General features: G+C 61.2%; 20 protein-coding genes. 1 reads left to right on the forward strand and 19 read right to left on the reverse strand.

All coding sequences use genetic code 11. From position 1 onward, the window contains the following. The 6 genes from QMO80_RS09440 to QMO80_RS09465 form a co-directional block, all read right to left on the reverse strand. Positions 1 to 1,353 (reverse strand): MotB family protein, encoded by a 1,353-nt coding sequence (locus tag QMO80_RS09440; RefSeq protein ID WP_283199823.1) that lies wholly within the window; start codon positions 1,351 to 1,353, stop codon positions 1 to 3. Then, on the reverse strand, positions 1,350 to 1,979 hold the full coding sequence (locus QMO80_RS09445) for a hypothetical protein (RefSeq protein ID WP_283199824.1): 630 nt from the start codon (positions 1,977 to 1,979) through the stop codon (positions 1,350 to 1,352). Before QMO80_RS09445 ends, QMO80_RS09440 begins: the two co-directional genes overlap by 4 nt. Before the next feature lie 200 nt (positions 1,980 to 2,179). Continuing rightward, positions 2,180 to 3,142 carry a flagellin gene (locus QMO80_RS09450; RefSeq protein WP_283199825.1) on the reverse strand — a complete coding sequence of 321 codons (963 nt, stop codon included), beginning with the start codon at positions 3,140 to 3,142 and terminating at the stop codon, positions 2,180 to 2,182. A 300-nt stretch (positions 3,143 to 3,442) separates the two neighbouring features. Further along, positions 3,443 to 4,354 (reverse strand): flagellin, encoded by a 912-nt coding sequence (locus QMO80_RS09455; protein ID WP_283199826.1) that lies wholly within the window; start codon positions 4,352 to 4,354, stop codon positions 3,443 to 3,445. Between the two features lie 248 nt (positions 4,355 to 4,602). Next, the gene (locus QMO80_RS09460) at positions 4,603 to 5,511 is read right to left on the reverse strand and encodes a flagellin (RefSeq protein ID WP_283199827.1); all 909 of its coding nucleotides are present in this window, start codon (positions 5,509 to 5,511) and stop codon (positions 4,603 to 4,605) included. A gap of 282 nt (positions 5,512 to 5,793) precedes the next feature. Next, positions 5,794 to 6,699, reverse strand: a complete 906-nt coding sequence (locus QMO80_RS09465; RefSeq protein WP_283199828.1) for a flagellin — start codon at positions 6,697 to 6,699, stop codon at positions 5,794 to 5,796. 374 nt (positions 6,700 to 7,073) lie between these two features. Between QMO80_RS09465 and QMO80_RS09470 the strand changes: the two genes are divergently transcribed. Continuing rightward, the gene (locus QMO80_RS09470; protein WP_283199829.1) at positions 7,074 to 9,047 is read left to right on the forward strand and encodes a glycosyl transferase; all 1,974 of its coding nucleotides are present in this window, start codon (positions 7,074 to 7,076) and stop codon (positions 9,045 to 9,047) included. 89 nt (positions 9,048 to 9,136) lie between these two features. Here the strand turns inward: QMO80_RS09470 and fliP are convergent, their stop codons facing one another. From fliP to flgF, 13 genes are all read right to left on the reverse strand, one after another. After that, positions 9,137 to 9,874: a flagellar type III secretion system pore protein FliP gene (gene fliP, locus QMO80_RS09475; protein ID WP_283199830.1), complete on the reverse strand. Its 738-nt coding sequence runs from the start codon at positions 9,872 to 9,874 to the stop codon at positions 9,137 to 9,139. Next, entirely contained in the window at positions 9,871 to 10,377 is a 507-nt protein-coding gene (locus tag QMO80_RS09480) for a flagellar basal body-associated FliL family protein (RefSeq protein ID WP_283199831.1), read from the reverse strand. The genes fliP and QMO80_RS09480 overlap by 4 nt, the downstream gene beginning before the upstream one ends. 12 nt (positions 10,378 to 10,389) lie before the next feature. After that, positions 10,390 to 11,106: a flagellar basal body L-ring protein FlgH gene (gene flgH / locus QMO80_RS09485; protein WP_097623875.1), complete on the reverse strand. Its 717-nt coding sequence runs from the start codon at positions 11,104 to 11,106 to the stop codon at positions 10,390 to 10,392. Next, entirely contained in the window at positions 11,103 to 11,642 is a 540-nt protein-coding gene (locus QMO80_RS09490; protein ID WP_283199832.1) for a MotE family protein, read from the reverse strand. The genes flgH and QMO80_RS09490 overlap by 4 nt, the downstream gene beginning before the upstream one ends. Continuing rightward, a complete protein-coding gene (locus QMO80_RS09495) occupies positions 11,639 to 12,760 on the reverse strand; it encodes a flagellar basal body P-ring protein FlgI (protein ID WP_116404851.1) in 1,122 nt (373 codons plus the stop codon). The genes QMO80_RS09490 and QMO80_RS09495 overlap by 4 nt, the downstream gene beginning before the upstream one ends. Next, the gene (flgA, locus tag QMO80_RS09500) at positions 12,757 to 13,239 is read right to left on the reverse strand and encodes a flagellar basal body P-ring formation chaperone FlgA (protein WP_283199833.1); all 483 of its coding nucleotides are present in this window, start codon (positions 13,237 to 13,239) and stop codon (positions 12,757 to 12,759) included. The genes QMO80_RS09495 and flgA overlap by 4 nt, the downstream gene beginning before the upstream one ends. 16 nt (positions 13,240 to 13,255) lie before the next feature. After that, positions 13,256 to 14,044: a flagellar basal-body rod protein FlgG gene (flgG, locus tag QMO80_RS09505; protein ID WP_049733089.1), complete on the reverse strand. Its 789-nt coding sequence runs from the start codon at positions 14,042 to 14,044 to the stop codon at positions 13,256 to 13,258. Positions 14,045 to 14,063: 19 nt separating this feature from the next. Next, the gene (locus tag QMO80_RS09510) at positions 14,064 to 14,405 is read right to left on the reverse strand and encodes a flagellar hook-basal body complex protein FliE (protein ID WP_283199834.1); all 342 of its coding nucleotides are present in this window, start codon (positions 14,403 to 14,405) and stop codon (positions 14,064 to 14,066) included. Between the two features lie 2 nt (positions 14,406 to 14,407). Continuing rightward, positions 14,408 to 14,824 carry a flagellar basal body rod protein FlgC gene (gene flgC, locus QMO80_RS09515; RefSeq protein ID WP_283199835.1) on the reverse strand — a complete coding sequence of 139 codons (417 nt, stop codon included), beginning with the start codon at positions 14,822 to 14,824 and terminating at the stop codon, positions 14,408 to 14,410. Between the two features lie 5 nt (positions 14,825 to 14,829). Then, positions 14,830 to 15,222 carry a flagellar basal body rod protein FlgB gene (flgB, locus tag QMO80_RS09520; RefSeq protein WP_283199836.1) on the reverse strand — a complete coding sequence of 131 codons (393 nt, stop codon included), beginning with the start codon at positions 15,220 to 15,222 and terminating at the stop codon, positions 14,830 to 14,832. A 168-nt stretch (positions 15,223 to 15,390) separates the two neighbouring features. Then, on the reverse strand, positions 15,391 to 15,933 hold the full coding sequence (locus QMO80_RS09525; protein ID WP_049733092.1) for a hypothetical protein: 543 nt from the start codon (positions 15,931 to 15,933) through the stop codon (positions 15,391 to 15,393). 2 nt (positions 15,934 to 15,935) lie between these two features. Further along, entirely contained in the window at positions 15,936 to 17,333 is a 1,398-nt protein-coding gene (fliI, locus tag QMO80_RS09530; protein ID WP_283199837.1) for a flagellar protein export ATPase FliI, read from the reverse strand. A 2-nt stretch (positions 17,334 to 17,335) separates the two neighbouring features. Further along, positions 17,336 to 18,070, reverse strand: a complete 735-nt coding sequence (gene flgF / locus QMO80_RS09535; RefSeq protein WP_283199838.1) for a flagellar basal-body rod protein FlgF — start codon at positions 18,068 to 18,070, stop codon at positions 17,336 to 17,338. Positions 18,071 to 18,273 lie beyond the last annotated feature (203 nt).

The raw sequence follows: 18,273 nt of genomic DNA on the forward strand, positions 1-18,273 counted from the left end.
TTATCCTCGATCCGCCTGCACCAGAATCTCGATCCGACGGTTGGTCGCGTTGAACGGGTCGTCCGGCAGCTTCAGCCGACGGTCGGCAAAGCCCGAGACCTGGGAGATGCGCTTCTCGTCGAGTCCGCCGCGCACGAGCATGTAGTAGGCGCTCTGGGCGCGATCCATCGAAAGCCGCCAGTTCTCGTTCTGCGTGCCCTTATACTGGCGCCCGTCCGTGTGGCCGCGGATGGCGACCGCGCCACCCCTCTCCTTCAGAATGGCGCCGATCTTTTCCATGGCGAGCACCATCTCCTGGCGGGGAACCGCGGAACCGATATTGAACATCGAATCGTCGCTCTGGTCGGAGATGCTGACCAGCAATCCGCCTTCGGATGCCGTCACCGTCAGGCCTTCGGCAAGTTTGCCGGCAACGCCGCCGATCTGCTGGGCGATCTGCTCCTGCAGCTGTTCGGCTTGCTTCTGCTGCTGCTCGGTTTCCGATGCGTTCTTGTCCGCATCCTGCTGATGGTCGGCGTCCTTCTGCGCTTCGGCCTTCTTGTCGCCAGCCTTCCTGTCATCAGCCTTCTTGTCGCCGGACTTCTTGTCATCCGGCGCCTTGCCGTCCTTGGCCTCGGTCGCGCTCTTGTTTTCCTTGGTTTCCTGGGCAGCGGCCTTCTGATCGGTGGTCAGCGGTATCGGCTTCATATCCTCGACCTTGGCGACCTCGGTTGCCCCGCTCTCGGCCGCCTGCTCGTCGTTCTTGCCGGGAGGCGCGGACTTGCCGGCTGTCGTGACCTCCACCTGCTTCGTCCAGAAGTCCGGATCGAAGGGATCACGATAGGCCTCGCCGCCATCGGCGCCGGTGGCCGGACCGGAATCGGCGGCACCACCATCACCCTTGGCGCTGACATTGGCCTGCTGGCCGACTTCCTGGGCGATTTCGGCCAGAACCGAATAGGGATTTTCGAAGAAATCGGCCTCGGAATAATTGGTCTGGTCGCCTGATGTCGATGTCTGGTCGTCACCGTCCGCCGAGGCCTTGCCGTCGTTCGGATTTTCTTCCTTCTGTTTCGACTTCTCCTGCTTCTCCTCGCCTTCGGCGTTGTCGACGGGCTTCTTCAGCCCCTTCTCGGTCGGCTTTTCGTCGGAGAGCTTGATCGGATTGAAATAGGTCGCGACCGAGGCCTTGGTTTCCTCGTTGGCGGCATTGACCAGCCACATGACCAGGAAGAACGCCATCATCGCCGTCATGAAGTCGGCATAGGCAATTTTCCACGCACCGCCATGGGCGCCATCGTGATCGCCACCGCCATGTCTCTTGACGATGATGATCTCGTTCTTGCCGTGGTGGTGGTTTTCGCCTTCGCTCATTCGAGAACTTTCTTCAAGCTGGCTGCCCAGGCGGACATGCGGGTGACGATGACGGATTCGCCGATTTCGACGGCAAGATCGATATCGTCAGTCTCAATGTGTCGAACCGCCCCGGCATGTTCGCCGAGTTCGGCCGTCAATAGTTCGAAAAGCCGGGTCGGCCCGCGGACGACGATCGGTCCGGCGGCCCCCTCGATGATCGCGTCGCGCAGCAGGACGGCGAGGCTCTCGGTGGCCCTGGCAGCGAGCGCTTCGGCCATAACGGGCGCGATCGCCGCGGCGGCGCCGGCACTGACGAGCTGCGCGACCTCTTCGGCGATATCGCGGATGCGGGAGGCAATGACCGCCGCCGCCTCGACTTCGTAGCGAAGCTTCAGCTCCTCGAGCTCACGCGCATGAACCTCGGCCAGTGTCTGCGCCTCGAGTTCGTATTTCTCGGTCAGATCAGCGGTGGCTGCGGCATGCCCTTGCGCATAGGCATCGCGGCGCTCCTGCTCGACGTCGATTGCCGGTTCGCTCGGCATTTCGGGAAAACCGTCGCTGCCGAAATCGTCCATCTCGATGATCGGCGCTGAGGGTTCCGGTTCACCGAAATCCTTCAAATACCGGGAAAGCGTAATGCTCATAAAAAACCATCCAGTATTCGGGAGACATGCAGCATATCCACCCCCGCTCAAAATGACCTTGCGCACCGGCATGCCGCTTCGAACGGGCAAGGGCTTCACCTTGCGCCGGCACGAATTCGGACGATGCCTTCATGCCGGAAACTAGGAAGTCAAACTTGCGCGAGGATGAATGGCGCCGCCATCCGCGATCGCGCCCGCCTTTATTCCAGCAGAATCAGAATCTTGCTCGACGCCGTATTGAGGATCGAAATCGCTTCGACGGCCATCTGCTTCTGGGTTTCGATCGCCTTCTGCCGGATCGAAGCCTCGTCCATGTCGGTATCGACGAGCGCACCGACGCTCTTGTCGATCGAATCGGAGAGATCGGCCGTATAGTCTATCTGATCGTCGATGCGCGTCTTCATCACGCCGATGGATGCGGCTGTCGTCGTCAGCGTGGCGAGCAGCGATTCAGTCACATCAAGCATGTCTGTAAGTTGCGCATCGGTCGTGGTATTGCTGATCGCTATTTCCGTCCCCGTCGCCGGCGTGGTCGAGTTGGCGTTCAGCAGGTAGTAGTTGCGCGCCGTCGCGCCACTGTTGTTGACCGCATTGGCATCGACCGCCTTGGTGAACAGGCCGCCGCTCGCATTGTTCTTGTCGATGAGAATGGTCTGCGACGATGGGAAATCGATGGTCCGGGCCTGATACTCGCCGGTCGGGGCGCGCACGAAGCTTGAGATGACAGACCATGTCGGGGGTGCTGTTGTATTGCCGTTCAGCAGCCAGTTCTCACCGGCAAACGAGGTCGACTCGACGATCGTCTGCAGCTGCTCCTTGTATTCGCCGATCTCGGCATTGATCTTGTCCTTGTCGGTGCCCGGCTCTCTTGCGGCGACCAGCTTGGCGCGGATCTGGCCCATCAGATCGATCGCCGAATTCATCGCCGTATAGGTCGCGTCCACCTTGGCAGCCCCGAGACCGAGCGCATCACCGATCGTCCCGAGATTGGTGCTGTCCGAGCGCATGACGGTCGCGACCGACCAGTAGGACGCATCGTCGGCGGCCGTCTCGATACGGTATCCCGAGGACACTTGCTGCTGGGTCTGGCTGGCTTCTTTGTTGATGCTGCGCAGCACCGCAAGCGCATTCACCGCGGCCGCGCTGGTAATCTTAACGGTCATCGACAGGGTCTCGGAATAAGGTCAAGGGGCAGGCCGGAATGCCGGCGGCGACTGACGTGGCGTCATGCCTCCGGCAGAGTTTCTACCGGCGTGTCGCAAAAGCAAATCAACTGAAAGCGAGGTTAACTCGATATCAACCTGTTGGGCAAGAGCGCAGCACTGAAGGCGCCGCGCCGATGGTGATGGCGGGCAAGCCATTGATATAAAATAAAGAACCGCGCCGTTTCGGGCGCGGTCCGGGAGGCTTTCTGCTTGCTGCCTGACGATGGCGCAAGATTCGGTCCAGCTTCAGTGCCTGGTTTAGCTGCGGAACAGCGTGAGGATGTTCTGAGCGCTGGAGTTGGCGATCGACAGCGACTGGATCGCCAACTGTTGCTGTGTTTGCAACGCCGTCAGCTTGCTCGATTCCTCTTCCATATTTGCGTCAACGAGGCGGCCGACGCCCGAGTCGATCGAGTCGCTGAGTGCTCCGACGAAGTTTTCCTGCAGTTCAATGCGCGTGGAAATAGAGCCGAGCTGCGATGCAGCCTTGGTCATCGCTTCCAGGCCGGCCTCGATCGACGTCAGGGCCATGGAGATCTCAACAGAGCCGAAGGTGCTGATGTCCATCGAGTAGATCGAGCCGATCGTGCCGTATGAGGTGCCGATAATGCCGGAGCTCGTCTCGATCGTGCCAGTCGAGGTCATGCCGAAGAGAACGTTGCCCGTAGAGCTCGTGTCCAGGATATAGTCAGTCGTCTTGACCGAGACATTGCCGCTGCCATCGCGCACGAAGGTGGAAACCACGCTCTTGGTGCCATCGGCGCCGGCAACCCAGTTTTCACCGGAGAAGGAGGCCGATTGGGCGATGCTGAGCAGCTGCTGCTGCAGCTGGCCGATTTCTTCTTGGACCTTGGTCTTGTCGACGCCCTTTTCGGTCGCGGCAACGATCTTCGCCTTGATTTCGCTGATGATGTCGATGGCGCTGTCCATGGCGGAGTAGGCGGTGTCGACCTTGGCGGCGCCGAGACCGAGAGCGTCGGAGACGGCCGAAAGTGCCTTGTTATCAGAACGCATGGTCGTTGCGATCGACCAGTAGGCGGCGTTGTCGGCTGCCTTTTCGACGCGGTAGCCCGACGATACGCGGTTCTGCGTAGATTCGAGGCCGTCATTGATTCCGCGGAGTGTCTGAAGAGCGGCCATTGCCGCAACGTTCGTCAAAATGCTGGTCATGAAATGATTGCCCCTTGTCGGCAGTTGATAAAAAGGGACATTCCGGAAAGCTACCGGGAACGGGGACCAGCCTCATGCCTGTTAACCGGTTCTTAAATTTGGTTAACCCGCCGTCTCGTTGACCTGAGAAAACAGCATTATGGTTAATCAACCGTTAACGGACATTAGAAAAAGCCGCGCTCCATCGAAGCGCGGCTCGTTTCTGACGTGCCCGCCGGAGACCGGCGGGCCAATATTTCTGCGGGTTATTAGCCGCGGAACAGCGTGAGGATGGTCTGCGAAGAGGAGTTTGCAATCGACAGCGACTGGACGGCCAGCTGCTGCTGGGTCTGCAGGGCGCTGAGCTTGGAGGATTCTTCTTCCATGTCGGCATCGACGAGACGGCCGACACCCGAGTCGATCGAGTCGCTGAGAGCCGACACGAAATTTTCCTGCAGTTCGATGCGCTTGGAGATCGAGCCCAGAGCAGCGCCGGCGCTGGTCATGGACTTCAGAGCCGCTTCGACGTTGGTCAGAGCCGTCTGGATCTGGCCGAGTGTGAAGTTGGTGATGTCCATCGCGTAGACAGAACCGGTCGCACCATTCGACGTGCCGAGGATACCCGTGGAGGTTTCGACCGCACCGCCGCTCATGCCGAACAGAACGTTGCCTGCAGAGCCGTCGTCGAGAACATAGTCGGTCATGACGACCGAAACAGCGTTGGAGCCGTCACGGACGAAGGAGGCAACGACGTTCTTGGTGCCGTCAGCGCCGGCAACCCAGTTTTCACCGGAGAAGGAAGCCGACTGAGCGACGCTCAGAAGCTGCTGCTGCAGCTGGCTGATTTCTTCCTGGACCTTGGCCTTGTCGACGCCGTTTTCAGTGGCGGCAACCAGCTTGGCCTTGATGTCGCCGACGACGTCGATGGCGCTGTCCATGGCGGAGTAAGCGGTGTCTACCTTGGCAGCGCCGAGGCCGAGAGCGTCGGAAACGGCGGAAAGTGCCTTGTTGTCCGAACGCATGGTCGTTGCGATCGACCAGTAAGCAGCATTGTCGGAAGCCTGGCCGACGCGATAGCCTGAGGAAACGTGAGCCTGGGTTGTCTGGAGACCCTGGTTGATGCCACGGAGAGTCTGGAGGGCTGCCATTGCAGCGTTATTGGTGTTGATGCTCGTCATAGTTTGTTTGCCCCTTGTTGGCAGATTTTAAAAAGGGACATTCCGGATTTTCGGCCGGCCCACAGCGATCAGCATCATGCCTGTTAACCATTCTCGTTAAGGTTAACTCGCCGTTTCGATGGGCCTAGAAAACAGCAAGATGGTTAAGGAAAGCTAAATTCAAAATGGAAATAGCGTAAAAATATCTGACACTTAGAGGGATTTTCATTAACCTTATGTTAAAACATTTCGCGGCCGGGGATGACCCGGCCGCGAAACTTCAAAGCCTCTTGCCGACCGCTCTTAGCGGAAGAGCGACAGGATGTTCTGCGAAGAGGAATTCGCGATCGACAGCGACTGGATCGCTAGCTGCTGCTGGGTCTGCAGGGCGCTGAGCTTGGAGGATTCTTCTTCCATGTCGGCATCGACGAGACGGCCGACACCCGAGTCGATCGAGTCGCTGAGCGCGGACACGAATTCGTCCTGGTTGTCGATACGCTTGGAGAGCGAACCGAGAGCAGCACCGGCGCTGGTCATGGACTTCAGAGCCGCTTCGACGTTGGTCAGAGCCGTCTGGATCTGGCCGGCGGTGAAGTTGGTGATGTCCATCCCGTAGATCGAACCGGTCGCACCATTCGACGTGCCGAGGATACCCGTGGAGGTTTCGACCGAGCCGCCGCTCATGCCGAACAGAACGTTGCCTGCAGAGCCGTCGTCGAGAACGTAGTCGGTCGTGGTGACCGAAACGGCGTTGGAGCCGTCGCGGACGAAGGACGAAACGACGCTCTTGGTGCCGTCGGCGCCGGCAACCCAGTTTTCACCGTTGAAGGAAGCCGACTGAGCGATGCTCTTCAGCTGTTCCTGCAGCTGGCTGATTTCTTCCTGGACCTTGGCCTTGTCAACGCCGTTTTCAGTGGCGGCAACCAGCTTGGCCTTGATGTCGCCGACGACGTCAATGGCGCTGTCCATGGCGGTGTAAGCGGTGTCGACCTTTGCAGCACCCATGCCGAGAGCGTCGGAAACGGCGGAAAGTGCCTTGTTGTCCGAACGCATGGTCGTTGCAATCGACCAGTAGGCAGCATTGTCGGAAGCCTTTTCGACGCGGTAGCCCGACGAAACGTGGTTCTGCGTCTGATTGAGACCCTGGTTGACGTTGCGCAGCGTCTGGAGAGCGGCCTGTGCGGAAGAATTGGTGTTAATGCTTGTCATAAATCTGTCCCCTGGAAACTAGATACAAAAAGGAGGACATACCGGACTATAGTACCGGCGATGACGGACCAGCTTCATGCTACTCGGCGCCTTTTTTTGTTTGGCCCAAACCCGTCATGTCCAGGGCAATCTCGCAGCCAATGCTTGCCAACTTCTTAAAAATGGAGGCCTCGTGCCGGCTCCTTACATCGCATAGTTAATGCCGGCTGAATCCATTCCTTCGCATGCTAACATACCGGGAAAGAAACCGTTTTCTCTCATTACGGGAGGCGCCTTCATGAGGCGCACCGGTTTCAAGCAAGCTTCGAATGGCAGTGTGGCAGGTGCCGGGATAGCATCATCGGATCGATCCCCCGTTTTCGGGAGGACGGCTCGTGCGTGCGTCGGCGATCGACAGCCATGCCAGAACATTTCCTTCACGGAGTTGGGTTTTGAACAGCAAAGTTTCGTTCTCTGCGGCATCCAGAGATTACCAGGCGGGCCGCTACACACAGTCCTTGGCGACGCTCAACCAGCTCATGGATATCCAGCAGGACGCCAAGACCTACGCGCTGCTGGCCAAGAACCTCGTGCAGCTCGGCTTCAAGGCTGATGCCGCGAAAGCCTATGGCCTGGCCGGCAACTGCGAAGGGCCGAACGCCTACGAATACCAGAAACAGGCTGCCAAGCTGCACTATGAGATCGGCAACGAGGATGATGCTCTGCTGATCGCCATGCGAAACCTCGCCAAGGCACAGGACGACGCGGAACTCGCTTTCATCATCACCGCGATCTATCTGAAGCGCCAGCAGCGGGATATCATTCGCCCGTTCAAGACGGTGCTGTCACAGAGTTCCAATCCCGATCATATGCGCCTGGCAGCCCTGCAGCTGAGCGACGATCTGAACGACGCAACCAACCAGAGCCTCTCGCGCAACCTCTTCAAGCGGTTTCCAGGCAATCTCGCATTCCGTTTCCTGCATCTGGTTTTCGCCCGCGAATTCAATGAGTTCGAAGAGGCCAGCAAACATCAGGCGGTGATCGACGCTGCACTGGCAAAGGGCGATGTCGAGATCCTGCGCAAGGACAACCCGTTCTATCATCTGCACTGGTGCGGCAACGAGGATTTCAACCGCTATGCCACGATCGGCACCACCCCTCTCAACCCGGAACGGGTGGCCTTCCGCCGCAACCAGCCGCACACATGGTCGAACAAGATCCGGATCGGCTACATGTCGTCGGACTTCTGGGATCGCCACGCGACGATGAAACTCCTGCAGCGCATCCTCGAACTGCACGACAAGGACCGGTTCGAGGTGACGCTGTTCTGCCATACGGGTCCGGAATACCTGAAGCATAATGTTACCGATCGCAGCCGCTGGGGCCGGATCGTCGACGTTCACGGCTTCTCCGACCAGGCGGTTCTGGCAGTCGTGCGTGAGCATAATATCGACATCATGGTCGACCTGAAGGGCCATACGTCAGGCAGCCGCGCGGCGGCCTTCAACATGCCGCTGGCACCGGTACATGTCGGCTGGCTCGGTTTCCCCGGCAGCACGGTCAATGTCGATCTCGACTACGTCATCGGCGACCATTCGGTATTGCCCGAGGCGGCCAAGCCCTTCTACCACGAGAAATTCTGCCGGCTGCCGGAGAGCTATCAGCCGAACGACCCGATGCACCGCCCGACGCCGCGCCCCGTCACCCGCGAGCAGCTCGGCCTGCCGGAAGAGGCCTTCATCTTCGCCTCGTTCAACGGCAACCGCAAGATCACGCCTGAGGTCGTCAACAGTTGGTGCCGGATCCTCAAACGGGCGCCGAACAGCGTGCTCTGGCTGATGGCGAACACGCCGCGCAACCAGGCGAACCTGTTGAAGCACTTCCAGACGGCAGGCATTTCGCCCAAGCGCATCATCTTCTGCCCGCGCGCGCCCTACGAACAACATATCGACCGTCAGCAGGCGGCCGACCTCGGCATCGATACCTTCCCCGTCAACGGCCACACGACCACCTCGGAGCAGCTCTGGGGCGGCCTGCCGGTTCTGACCGTCAAGGGCACCAACTTCGCCTCACGCGTCAGCGAGAGCCTGCTGCGGGCCATCGACCTGCCCGACCTCGTCGCAAGCGACCTGCAGGCCTACGAGGATCTCGCCGTCGAACTGGCGCAGAATCCCGGACGGATCGCGCAGTACAAGGCGCATCTGAAAGAGAAGCGCTATATCGCGCCGCTCTTCGACGCCGAACGTTTCTGCAATCATCTGGAACAGGCCTACGAAATCATGGCCGAGCGCGCCAAACAGCATCTCGAACCCGAGCACATGGACATTGCGGCGCTGCCGCCGCGCACGGCGCCGTTCGCGGCTGAGTGAGCTTTTCAATCGCCATGAAAACCCCGCCGGAGCGATCCGGCGGGGTTTTCTCGTTGGCGAACAGAGGCGAATAAATGCGCGGCGGCCGGTCAGTTGAACGAGCGCACCAGACTGCCGACGAGCAGGTTCCAGCCGTCGATCAGCACGAAGAAGAGAATCTTGAAAGGCAGCGAGATCGAGGTGGGCGGCAGCATCATCATGCCCATCGCCATGGTAATCGTGGCGACGATGAGGTCGATAACGAGGAACGGCAGCACGACGAGGAAGCCGATCTCGAAGCCGCGGCGGATCTCGGAAATCATGAAGGCCGGGATCAGCACGCGGTAGTCGATCGGACCTGATGTCTGGATATTCTGCCCGCGTTCGCGCGCCAGATCGACGAAAAGCGCCAGATCCTTGTCGCGGGTATTGGCCGCCATGAAGGTTCGGAAGGGTTCGGCGATGCGCTGGACGGCCTCGGTCTCGTTGATCTGGTTTGCCAGCAGCGGCTGCACACCGTTCTGCCAGGACTGATCGAAGGTCGGCGACATGACGTAGAAGGTCATGAACAGCGACAGCGACAGGAGGATCATGTTGGAGGGAGTCGAGGAGAGGCCCATGCCCGAACGCAGGATCGAGAAGGCGATGACGAAGCGCGGGAAGCTCGTCACCATGATCAGGATGCCCGGCGCGACCGAAAGAATGGTCAGCAGGCCGAATGTGCGGATGATCCAGGCGGCGACGGAGCCATCGACCGGCACGTTCAACAAGTCAGTCGGCAGCTGCTGTGCCACCGCCAGTTCCGGTACCGCCATCATGGCGGCAAGGAAAACTATGAGACGAATCATTCGATGACAAATGTCCTGAACATGACCTTCGATACCCGCCCTTGCGAGCGAAGGTCAACACGTTCCTGTATGTCATCCTTGAGATATTGAAAGCCCCGCGGCCCCTCGATCTGCTGAAGGGAAACGGTCCTGATATAAGCGAGGATATCCTGGTGAATATCCTCGGAAACCTTGACATCCGGCGGCCCGTTGAACAGCAGCGCGACCTCGAGTCGGACCCAGTTTTCCGAGGGGTAAGCGAGGTTCGAGGTGATCGGCTCGAGCTGGACGACGTTGTTGGCCTCGGTCGAGATATGGGCCAGGCCCTCCTCGGCCTTTTTCTTGGCCTCGGCGTCCTTGGCCTGCTCGGCCTCCTTGGCGCCCTTGATGTTGGGCGCGACGATCGTACCGACCGCCCAGCCGCCGCCGGCGCCGAGCAGCGTCAGGACGGCGATGCCGATGATCGTCATCAGCGTGGCGGATTTCTTCTTCGGTTGACCTGCGCTTGCGTCTGACTCTGCCATCGTCGTTCAGCCTCAAAGCGGCGAGAAAAGATCGACGGCCTGTTGGCCGCGCGGAGGCTGCTGCACTTCCATCAGGCGGCCGCGGCCACCGTAGGAGATGCGGGCTTCGGCGATCTTGTCGTAAGAGATCTGGTTGTCGGCATTGACGTCCTGCGGACGAACGATACCGGCGACGTTCAGGATACGCAGTTCCTGGTTCAGTCGAACTTCCTGCGAGCCCGATATCACGAGGTTGCCGTTTTCGAGAATGCCGGTGACGACGGCGGCGACCAGAAGGGTGATCTTGTCGGTGCGCTCGATCTTGCCCTTGCCGTCGGTGCTGGTGTCGGAGCCGTAGGTCAGGTCGGTCTTGGACTCCGGCGTCCAGCCGAAGATCTGGGCGTTGACGTCCCAGTTCATGCCGCTCGAATTCGTGCGGCTGCGGTTGGTCTCGTTGTCGAAGGAGGCCTTGTCGTTGATCTGGATGTCGACGGTCAGGATGTCGCCGACGTTGAGCGCGCGCGCGTCCTTGAAGAGGGCCGCCTGCGAATCGCTCCACAGCGAATACCCCTGCGCCACCGCGCGCGGCTGCTTCGGATAAAGCGCCATCTGCGGCGTCTGGCCATAGGCCAGGCCGCTGCCGATCGGGCTCATGGCGGGCGCGCGGCCGATCTCGCTGACTGCCGTCGGAGACTGGCAGCCTGCAAGGAGTGCGAGGGCGGCGATCGCGGCCGGGAAACGCATATTCATGAAGGATCCTTCGACGTATTGGGATCGGACGCACTGGCGATGACGCTGGCGATGGCCGCGGCCTTCTTCGCGTCCATTTCGTTGAGGATGAGGCTCGACTGACGCGGTCCGAGCCGCATGATCACGGCGGAGGCCACCTCGATGTTCATATCCTGCAACTGGAGTGCCGCGGCATCCGGCTTCATCTTCTTGTAGATCTCGGTGAGGCCGGCTTCGGCCTGCTTCAGGAAATCGTCGCGCCGCTTTAGCCAGTCCTGGTATTCGGCCTTACGCTTGTCCATCTCCGCCACGCGGGCGTCGATGTCGGCGCGAAGCTTTTCCAGTTCCTGCTTCTGCAGCAGGTAGCGCTGGTCGCGGGCGGGGTCGGCGATGTTGGTGCAGAACTGCTTGACCTCGTCCTCAGAGGTAATGTCGCCCGCCGGCGCATGCTCCTGCGCAAAGGCGCCCGGGATCGACAGAAGGACCAGGCCTGCTGCCGGCAGCGCCAGCCGGCGCAGCAATTGCAGGACCGTCATGTCTTTGATGATCTTTATCATTGCAGCACAAGCTCCGCCTGCAGGGCGCCCGCCGACTTGATGCCCTGGAGAATGGCGATGATGCCATCCGGTTTCACGCCGATATTGTTGAGGCCGGCGACGAGGGTCCTGAGGTCGGGACCGTCGATGATCGCGACGCGCCCGCCGGTCTGCTCGGCCGCGATGTCGGTCTGCGGCTGGACCGCGGTCCGGCCGCGCGAGAAGGGTTCGGGCTGGATGATCTGCGGCGTCTCGGTGACCTGCACCGTCAGGGTGCCGTAGCTGACGGCGACTGGCGAGACGCGGACATCCGAGCCGATGACGATCGTTCCGGTGCGCTCGTTGATGACGACCTTGGCCGGCGTATCGGTTTCGACGATGAGATTTTCGATGTCGGCCATCAGCCGGGTGAGATCGGCCTGGCGCGGCTTCTGGATCACCACTTCCTGCGAATCCTTGGCTTCGGCGACCGGGCCGCCGAAACGGGCCGAGGCATAACCGTTGACGATGTCGGCGATGCGGATCGCCGTCGAGAAGTCAGGGTTGCGCAGCTGCAGGACGAGATTGACCGAGTCCTTGAAGCGGGACGGCAGTTCCCGTTCGATGATGGCGCCGCCGGGCACGCGGCCGGCGGTGGTCACACCTTCGGTCACGGTCGCAGCCTGGCCCTGGGCCTGGAAGCCGGTGACGATGGCCGCGCCTTGCGCGACGGCGTAGATCTGGCCGTCGGCGCCGGAAAGCGAGGTCATGACGAGCGTGCCGCCGCGCAGCGACGTCGCGTCGCCGAGCGAGCTCACCGTCACGTCGATGCGGCTGCCGGGGCTTGCGAAGGGCGGCAGGTTGGCGGTGACCATGACGGCCGCCGTGTTCTTGGCGTTGGACTGACCGCCCTGCGTCGAGATGCCGAGATTCTGCAGCATCGCCCGCATCGACTGCTCGGTGAAAGGCGAGGCGCGGAAGCCGTCGCCGGTTCCCTGCAGGCCGACGATCAGGCCATAACCGATCAACTGGTTGTCGCGGCCGGCCTGAAGGGAGGCGATATCCTTGATGCGGGAGGTCAGCGCCCAGGCGGGCGCGACGTCGGCCAGGCTCATGGCGAGAACCGCGACAAGGGTCAAGAACCGGAAGAACAATTTCATTTTGCCCTCACATGGACCGTGCCGTCCGCAAGCACCGTGCCGCTGACGATGACGCCGGAATCCATATTGCGCGCGCGGATCAGCTGGCCGGTGGCACCGTCTTCGAGCGGCGAGCCGGCGGCTGATATGGTCATCGCACCGAGCGAGAAGACGAGGCGGATCGAAGATCCGCGTGTTACCGTATAGGGCTCACGCAGACCTGAAACCGAAATCGTGCGGCCCGGCAGCAAGGTGCGCTTGGAGACCAGGCCTTCGACCTGGGAAATGGATTTGGCGAAATCGCCGGCGAGGTTGGGGTTGGTGACCTCGACCTCCTGAAGCTGGCTGGCCGACAATGTGTCGCCGGGGTAGATGATCGTCGTCGGGACGACGGCATAACCCATGCCGGCGTCCACGTCCGCGGGCGAGAAAATGCCCGCGACTGCGATCGTGGCTGCCGCCACCCATCCTGGGATGTGTCCTGCCCGGCAAAACATCATGTTTCGGCCCTTCCCTTTACTTCAGGTTCTTGCTGACGATGGAGGCCATTTCATCAGCGGTGGTGATCACCTTGGAATTCATTTCGTAAGCGCGCTGGGCCGAGATCAGCTCGGTGATTTCCTTCACCGGGTCGACGTTCGAGGCTTCCAGATAACCCTGCTTCATATAGGCGAAACCTTCCTCGTCAGGATTGCCGACGACGGCTTCGCCGGAGGCAGCCGTTTCCTGGAAGAGATTGTCGCCGATCGGCTGGAGGCCGGCCTCGTTGACGAAGTCGGCAAGGGTCAGCTGGCCGAGCACGGTCGCGTCCGTCGCACCCGGCAATTTGGCCGAAACCTGGCCGGAGCGGCTGATCGTCAGCTCGGTCGAGCCCGTCGGAATGGTGATGCCGGGCATGACCTCGTAGCCGTCGATGGTGACGAGCTGGCCCTGGTCGTTTTTGTTGAAGGCGCCGGCACGGCTGTAGAGCGTCGTCCCGTCGGTCGACTGGATCTGGAAAAAGCCCTTGCCGATCAGCGCCACGTCGAGATCGTTGCCCGTCTGGGTCAGTTCGCCCTGCAGATGCAGGTTGCGGACCGCCGACGTCTGGACGCCGAGGCCGATATTGGCACCTTCGGGAACGACGGCCTGGTTGGCGCGGTTGGCGACACCCTTGGCGCGTTCGGTCTGATAGAGAAGATCGGAGAATTCGGCGCGCGCGCGCTTGAAACCCGTCGTATTGATGTTGGCGATGTTGTTCGCGATGACTTCCAGATTGGTCTGCTGGGCATCCATGCCCGTTGCTGCAATGGCGAGCGCTCTCATGTGTTCGTCCTCAAATCAGTTACATCTGCATCTTGGTGACTTCGAGAAAGGCCGAAACGACCTTGTCGCGGATGGCGATCGCCGTCTGCAGCGTCTGCTCGGCCTGGAGCATGGAATCGACGACTTCACGCGTCGTCGCCGTGCCCTTGATCCCGGCAAAGGACATGCTTTCCGCACCCTTCAGGCTGGTGACCGCGTCGTTTGCCATATTGCCCATGACGGAGGCGAAGCTCACGCCGTTGGCCGCACCTGCAGTACCCGGCATGGTGGCCGCGGACGACGAGGCGGAATTTTCGGTGTCGACGGCGCCGAGCGCGCGGGTCATCGAAAGATTGCTGACATTCTGGACGCTGTTGATCATTATTATTGGCTCTTCAGGAGATCGATCGTGGAGGAGATGAGATCGCGGGTCTGCTTGATGGTCTGCAGATTGGCGTCATAGGAGCGGTTGGCTTCGCGCATGTCGGCCATCTCGACCAGAATGTTGACGTTCGGCAGCTTGACGACGCCCTTCTGATCCGCAGCCGGATTGCTGGGGTCGAATTCGGTGCTGAAGTCACCGTCGTCGACGCCGACCTTCTTGACGTCGACGGTCTCGACGCCGCTGACGCGATCCATCTGCTGGCCGAAAGTGATCGTCTTGCGGCGATAGGGGTCGGCACCAGGTGTGTCGCCGGTCGAGCGGGCGTTGGCGATGTTTTCCGAAACGATGCGCAGGCGCGTCGACTGCGCCTCGAGCCCGGAACCGGCGATTTTCATTGCTGCAGAAAGCGGATCCATGGCTTTTACTTCCTGACGGTCATCAGCATCATGCGGTTGAAGGAACTGACCAGCGAGGTGTTCAGATCGTACTGGCGCTTGATATCGCCGGACTTGGAGAGCTCCTCGGCCAGGCCGACCGTGTTGCCGGATTCCTGGACGCCGATTTCCTGGTCGAGTGCGGCATCCTTGACGTCGATATCGCCGCTGGCGCTGAAATCATTGCCGCTTAGATGGGCCGGATTGGTGCGCGTCATGGTGATGTCGGATTTGTCGAGCACCGCGTCGAAGGGCGTGACGTCCTTGGCGCGGAACTTCGGGGTATTGGCATTCGCGATGTTGCCGGCAACGACCTGCTGACGGATCGTCAGCCATTCCGCCTGTCGCGAAGCCAAGTCGAAAAGTTGGATCGGTTGCATGAGACTCTCCGTTTTTACTGTCCCGAACCTAGTGCGGTAATCTTGCGTGGGACTTACGGGAAATCAGGTTTAGAGGCGCTCTTCAGGGGTAGGCCCCGCGCACAAAAAACCGGGGCCCCGGCCGGTTTTCGGCGGAGCCCCTGTTGCCTTCCGGTCTGGCCGGCAGGTTCAGTTGTTCTGGTAGGTTTCACCCTTGGAGGTGACGATCATCCACTTGCCCTCGCGCTGTTCGATTGTCGCAAGGCGGCTCTGGTCCGGCAGGATCGAGCCGACGCGTACCACATACATGCCGGAGGTATCCTCGATCAGCGCCCGGCCGTTGGAAACGTGCAGCAGGCGGAAGGACGACTTGCCGGGGAAGGGCTGATCCTCGAGGATGGGGCGGCCCTCACGCTCCTTGCCGAGGTCGGAGACCGTCGCCGTCGTCAGCGGATCGATCGGCGGCGCCTTCTTGTCCGGCTCGTTCTTGTTGACCATGGCAAGCGGCGAGACGCTGAAGACGTTGCGGGCCGGCCAATCCGGCAGTTCGCGCGAATTGTCGCTGGCGGCGACGTTGATGCCGAATTTGTCTTCGTTGAAGAACACGTACCAGGGGAAGAAGGCGGAGGCGCCGGCCAGCGCCAGGCCCGCAAAGGTCAGAAACCGATCCAGGCCGGCGGCCTTTCTGCGCTGCTTCGGGGAAGCGATGCGTTCATCGTCGAATTCAGCCACGTCTATCTCCTCTGGATGGCTCCGCCCTGATTGCCGATGCCGGCGGCAGCCTTGAGGGCGCCGGCGAGATCGGCAAAGGCATCGGGCGAGTCGCGATCGCCCGGCGACTGTTTCAGGACGTCGTAAATGATCGGCACCTGCTTGACCGCCATATCGAGATCGGGATCGGCGCCCTGGCGGTAACCGCCGATCAGGCGCAGGTCGCGCGTTTCCTCGAAACGGTGGATCAGCACCTTCAGCCGCGACACCAGCTTTTCCTGATCCGGCGTCCAGGCCTTGCGGGCAAGACGCGAGATCGAGGCGAGCGGATCAATCGGCGGATAGCGCCCTTCTTCGGCGAGGCTGCGCTGCAGGACGATATGGCCGTCGAGGATGCCGCGCGTCGAATCGGCGATCGGGTCGTTGTGGTTGTCGCCGTCGACGAGGATCGAGATGATCGCCGTGATGGTGCCGGCGCCTTCGGGGCCGGGACCGGCGCGCTCCAACAGGCGCGGCAACTCGGTGAAGACGGAAGCCGGGTAACCGCGGGCGATCGGCGGCTCGCCGGAGGCCGTTGCCACCTCGCGGATCGCATGGGCGAAACGCGTGACGCTGTCGACGATGAAGAGGACGTTCTCGCCCTTGTCGCGAAAATGCTCGGCGATGGTGACCGCCGTCAGCGGCGCCATCTTGCGCAGCATCGGGCTCTCGTCGCTGGTCGCGACGACGGCGATCGCCTTCTTCATATTGCTGCCGAGCGTATCCTCGATGAATTCGCGCACCTCGCGGCCGCGTTCGCCGACCAGCGCAATGACGACCTTGTCGAAGGCATCGGCGCGGGCGAGCATGGACAGAAGCGTCGACTTGCCGACGCCGGAGCCGGCGAAGATGCCGAGACGCTGCCCGAGGCAGAGCGGCGAGAAGATGTCGATGGCGCGCACGCCGGTCTTGAAACCGGCCTCGACCCGCTTGCGGGTCATCGAGGGCGGGGCGGTATTGGAGATCGAGCGGCGGTCGAGGCCCTCGGCGAGCGGCCCCAGCCCGTCGATCGGCTCGCAGAGCGAATTGACGGTGCGCCCGCACCAGCTGTCCGACGGCGAGATGCGGAAGGCGCCCTTGCGGATGACCGTATCGTGGATGCCGATCGGCTCGCCCGGCTCGATCGGGCAGACATAGATCAGATCAGGCTCGACGCGAACGACCTCGCCGAGATGGATGCCGGTCGCCGATTTATGGGCGACGAACTCGCCGAGGCGAACATGGCGGGAGAGACCGCGAACCGTATAGTGGCCGGCGGCGATGGTCTGCACCCGGCCGCCATGGGCAACCGAGAACTCCGGCGATGCGTATCGCTCGACGAGGCCCGCCAGATGCGCCAGCTTCGGGGAAAGGCCGTCCTCGGACAGTAGCGTAGCGCTCATGCTTAGCGACTACCCCCAAGCGTCTGGACGGCTTCCTTGAAGGAATCCTCGCTGTCACGCATCAGCGACGAGACGCTTTCGAAAGCGCGGTTGACTTCGATCAGCTGGGTGATCTCGCGCATGGCGTTGACGTTGGAGTTTTCGAGATAACCCTGCTCGACACCGACATTGAAGCGGTCGACGACGGCGCGCGGCTGGTCGGTGGTCATGATGCCGCTGTTTTCGTAGCGCAGATAACCCTTGCTGATATCGGCCTCGAACAGCCCGAGCGAACCGACCTGGCGGTCGCCCTGATAGATGATGCCATCGGTGCCGACTGCCGGCTCGCCGCCTTTGGAGTTGAGCTGGATCGGCGCGCCGCCGGCGTCGAGAACGGGATATCCGCGGATCGAGACCAGTTCGCCGGTATCCTTGAGCGTGAAGCGGCCGTCCCTCGTCAGCACGCGGCCGGCCGGTGTATCGAGCGAGAACCAGGCATCGCCCTTGATGGCAAAATCAAGCATGTTGCCGGTGTGCTGCAGCTCGCCGTTCGACTCGTTCAGATAGTCGTTGCCCTGAGAAACGAAGGCGACCTTGGTGTTCAGCTTGTTCTTGGTCGCCGCCACCATCTCGTCGAACTTCACCTCGGTGGCGCGAAAACCGGTCGTGTTCACGTTCGCCATGTTGTCCGCAATGGTGGTCAGGCGCTTTTCGAGGGCCATCTGCGACGACAGAGAAACATAAAGACCGGATTGCATGTCGGTAGGCTCCAAGCATTGGCGATGAACGGAACGAAAAGCCGGGCGTCGTCTCATGGGGTTCGGCCGGGATTTCGCTGAGGCGGCATCTCAGAAACGGGTGCGGGCACCCATTCGTCTCCTTTAGACTGACGGCAGATGCTTGCGCGAAGCTGGCACGCGGAAATGCCTTGAGCGGGCCCCGTTCATCAGCCTCACGCAAG

The organism is Rhizobium sp. BT03, assembly GCF_030053155.1.
GTDB lineage: Bacteria > Pseudomonadota > Alphaproteobacteria > Rhizobiales > Rhizobiaceae > Rhizobium.

Excerpts from the sequence above, each read along its gene's own strand:
- QMO80_RS09440 (WP_283199823.1), bottom strand. The coding sequence starts at position 1,353 with ATGAGCGAAGGCGAAAACCACCACCACGGCAAGAACGAGATCATCATC.
- QMO80_RS09445 (WP_283199824.1), bottom strand. The coding sequence starts at position 1,979 with ATGAGCATTACGCTTTCCCGGTATTTGAAGGATTTCGGTGAACCGGAA.
- QMO80_RS09450 (WP_283199825.1), bottom strand. The coding sequence starts at position 3,142 with ATGACCGTTAAGATTACCAGCGCGGCCGCGGTGAATGCGCTTGCGGTG.
- QMO80_RS09455 (WP_283199826.1), bottom strand. The coding sequence starts at position 4,354 with ATGACCAGCATTTTGACGAACGTTGCGGCAATGGCCGCTCTTCAGACA.
- QMO80_RS09460 (WP_283199827.1), bottom strand. The coding sequence starts at position 5,511 with ATGACGAGCATCAACACCAATAACGCTGCAATGGCAGCCCTCCAGACT.
- QMO80_RS09465 (WP_283199828.1), bottom strand. The coding sequence starts at position 6,699 with ATGACAAGCATTAACACCAATTCTTCCGCACAGGCCGCTCTCCAGACG.
- fliP (WP_283199830.1), bottom strand. The coding sequence starts at position 9,874 with ATGATTCGTCTCATAGTTTTCCTTGCCGCCATGATGGCGGTACCGGAA.
- QMO80_RS09480 (WP_283199831.1), bottom strand. The coding sequence starts at position 10,377 with ATGGCAGAGTCAGACGCAAGCGCAGGTCAACCGAAGAAGAAATCCGCC.
- flgH (WP_097623875.1), bottom strand. The coding sequence starts at position 11,106 with ATGAATATGCGTTTCCCGGCCGCGATCGCCGCCCTCGCACTCCTTGCA.
- QMO80_RS09490 (WP_283199832.1), bottom strand. The coding sequence starts at position 11,642 with ATGATAAAGATCATCAAAGACATGACGGTCCTGCAATTGCTGCGCCGG.
- QMO80_RS09495 (WP_116404851.1), bottom strand. The coding sequence starts at position 12,760 with ATGAAATTGTTCTTCCGGTTCTTGACCCTTGTCGCGGTTCTCGCCATG.
- flgA (WP_283199833.1), bottom strand. The coding sequence starts at position 13,239 with ATGATGTTTTGCCGGGCAGGACACATCCCAGGATGGGTGGCGGCAGCC.
- flgG (WP_049733089.1), bottom strand. The coding sequence starts at position 14,044 with ATGAGAGCGCTCGCCATTGCAGCAACGGGCATGGATGCCCAGCAGACC.
- QMO80_RS09510 (WP_283199834.1), bottom strand. The coding sequence starts at position 14,405 with ATGATCAACAGCGTCCAGAATGTCAGCAATCTTTCGATGACCCGCGCG.
- flgC (WP_283199835.1), bottom strand. The coding sequence starts at position 14,824 with ATGGATCCGCTTTCTGCAGCAATGAAAATCGCCGGTTCCGGGCTCGAG.
- flgB (WP_283199836.1), bottom strand. The coding sequence starts at position 15,222 with ATGCAACCGATCCAACTTTTCGACTTGGCTTCGCGACAGGCGGAATGG.
- fliI (WP_283199837.1), bottom strand. The coding sequence starts at position 17,333 with ATGAGCGCTACGCTACTGTCCGAGGACGGCCTTTCCCCGAAGCTGGCG.
- flgF (WP_283199838.1), bottom strand. The coding sequence starts at position 18,070 with ATGCAATCCGGTCTTTATGTTTCTCTGTCGTCGCAGATGGCCCTCGAA.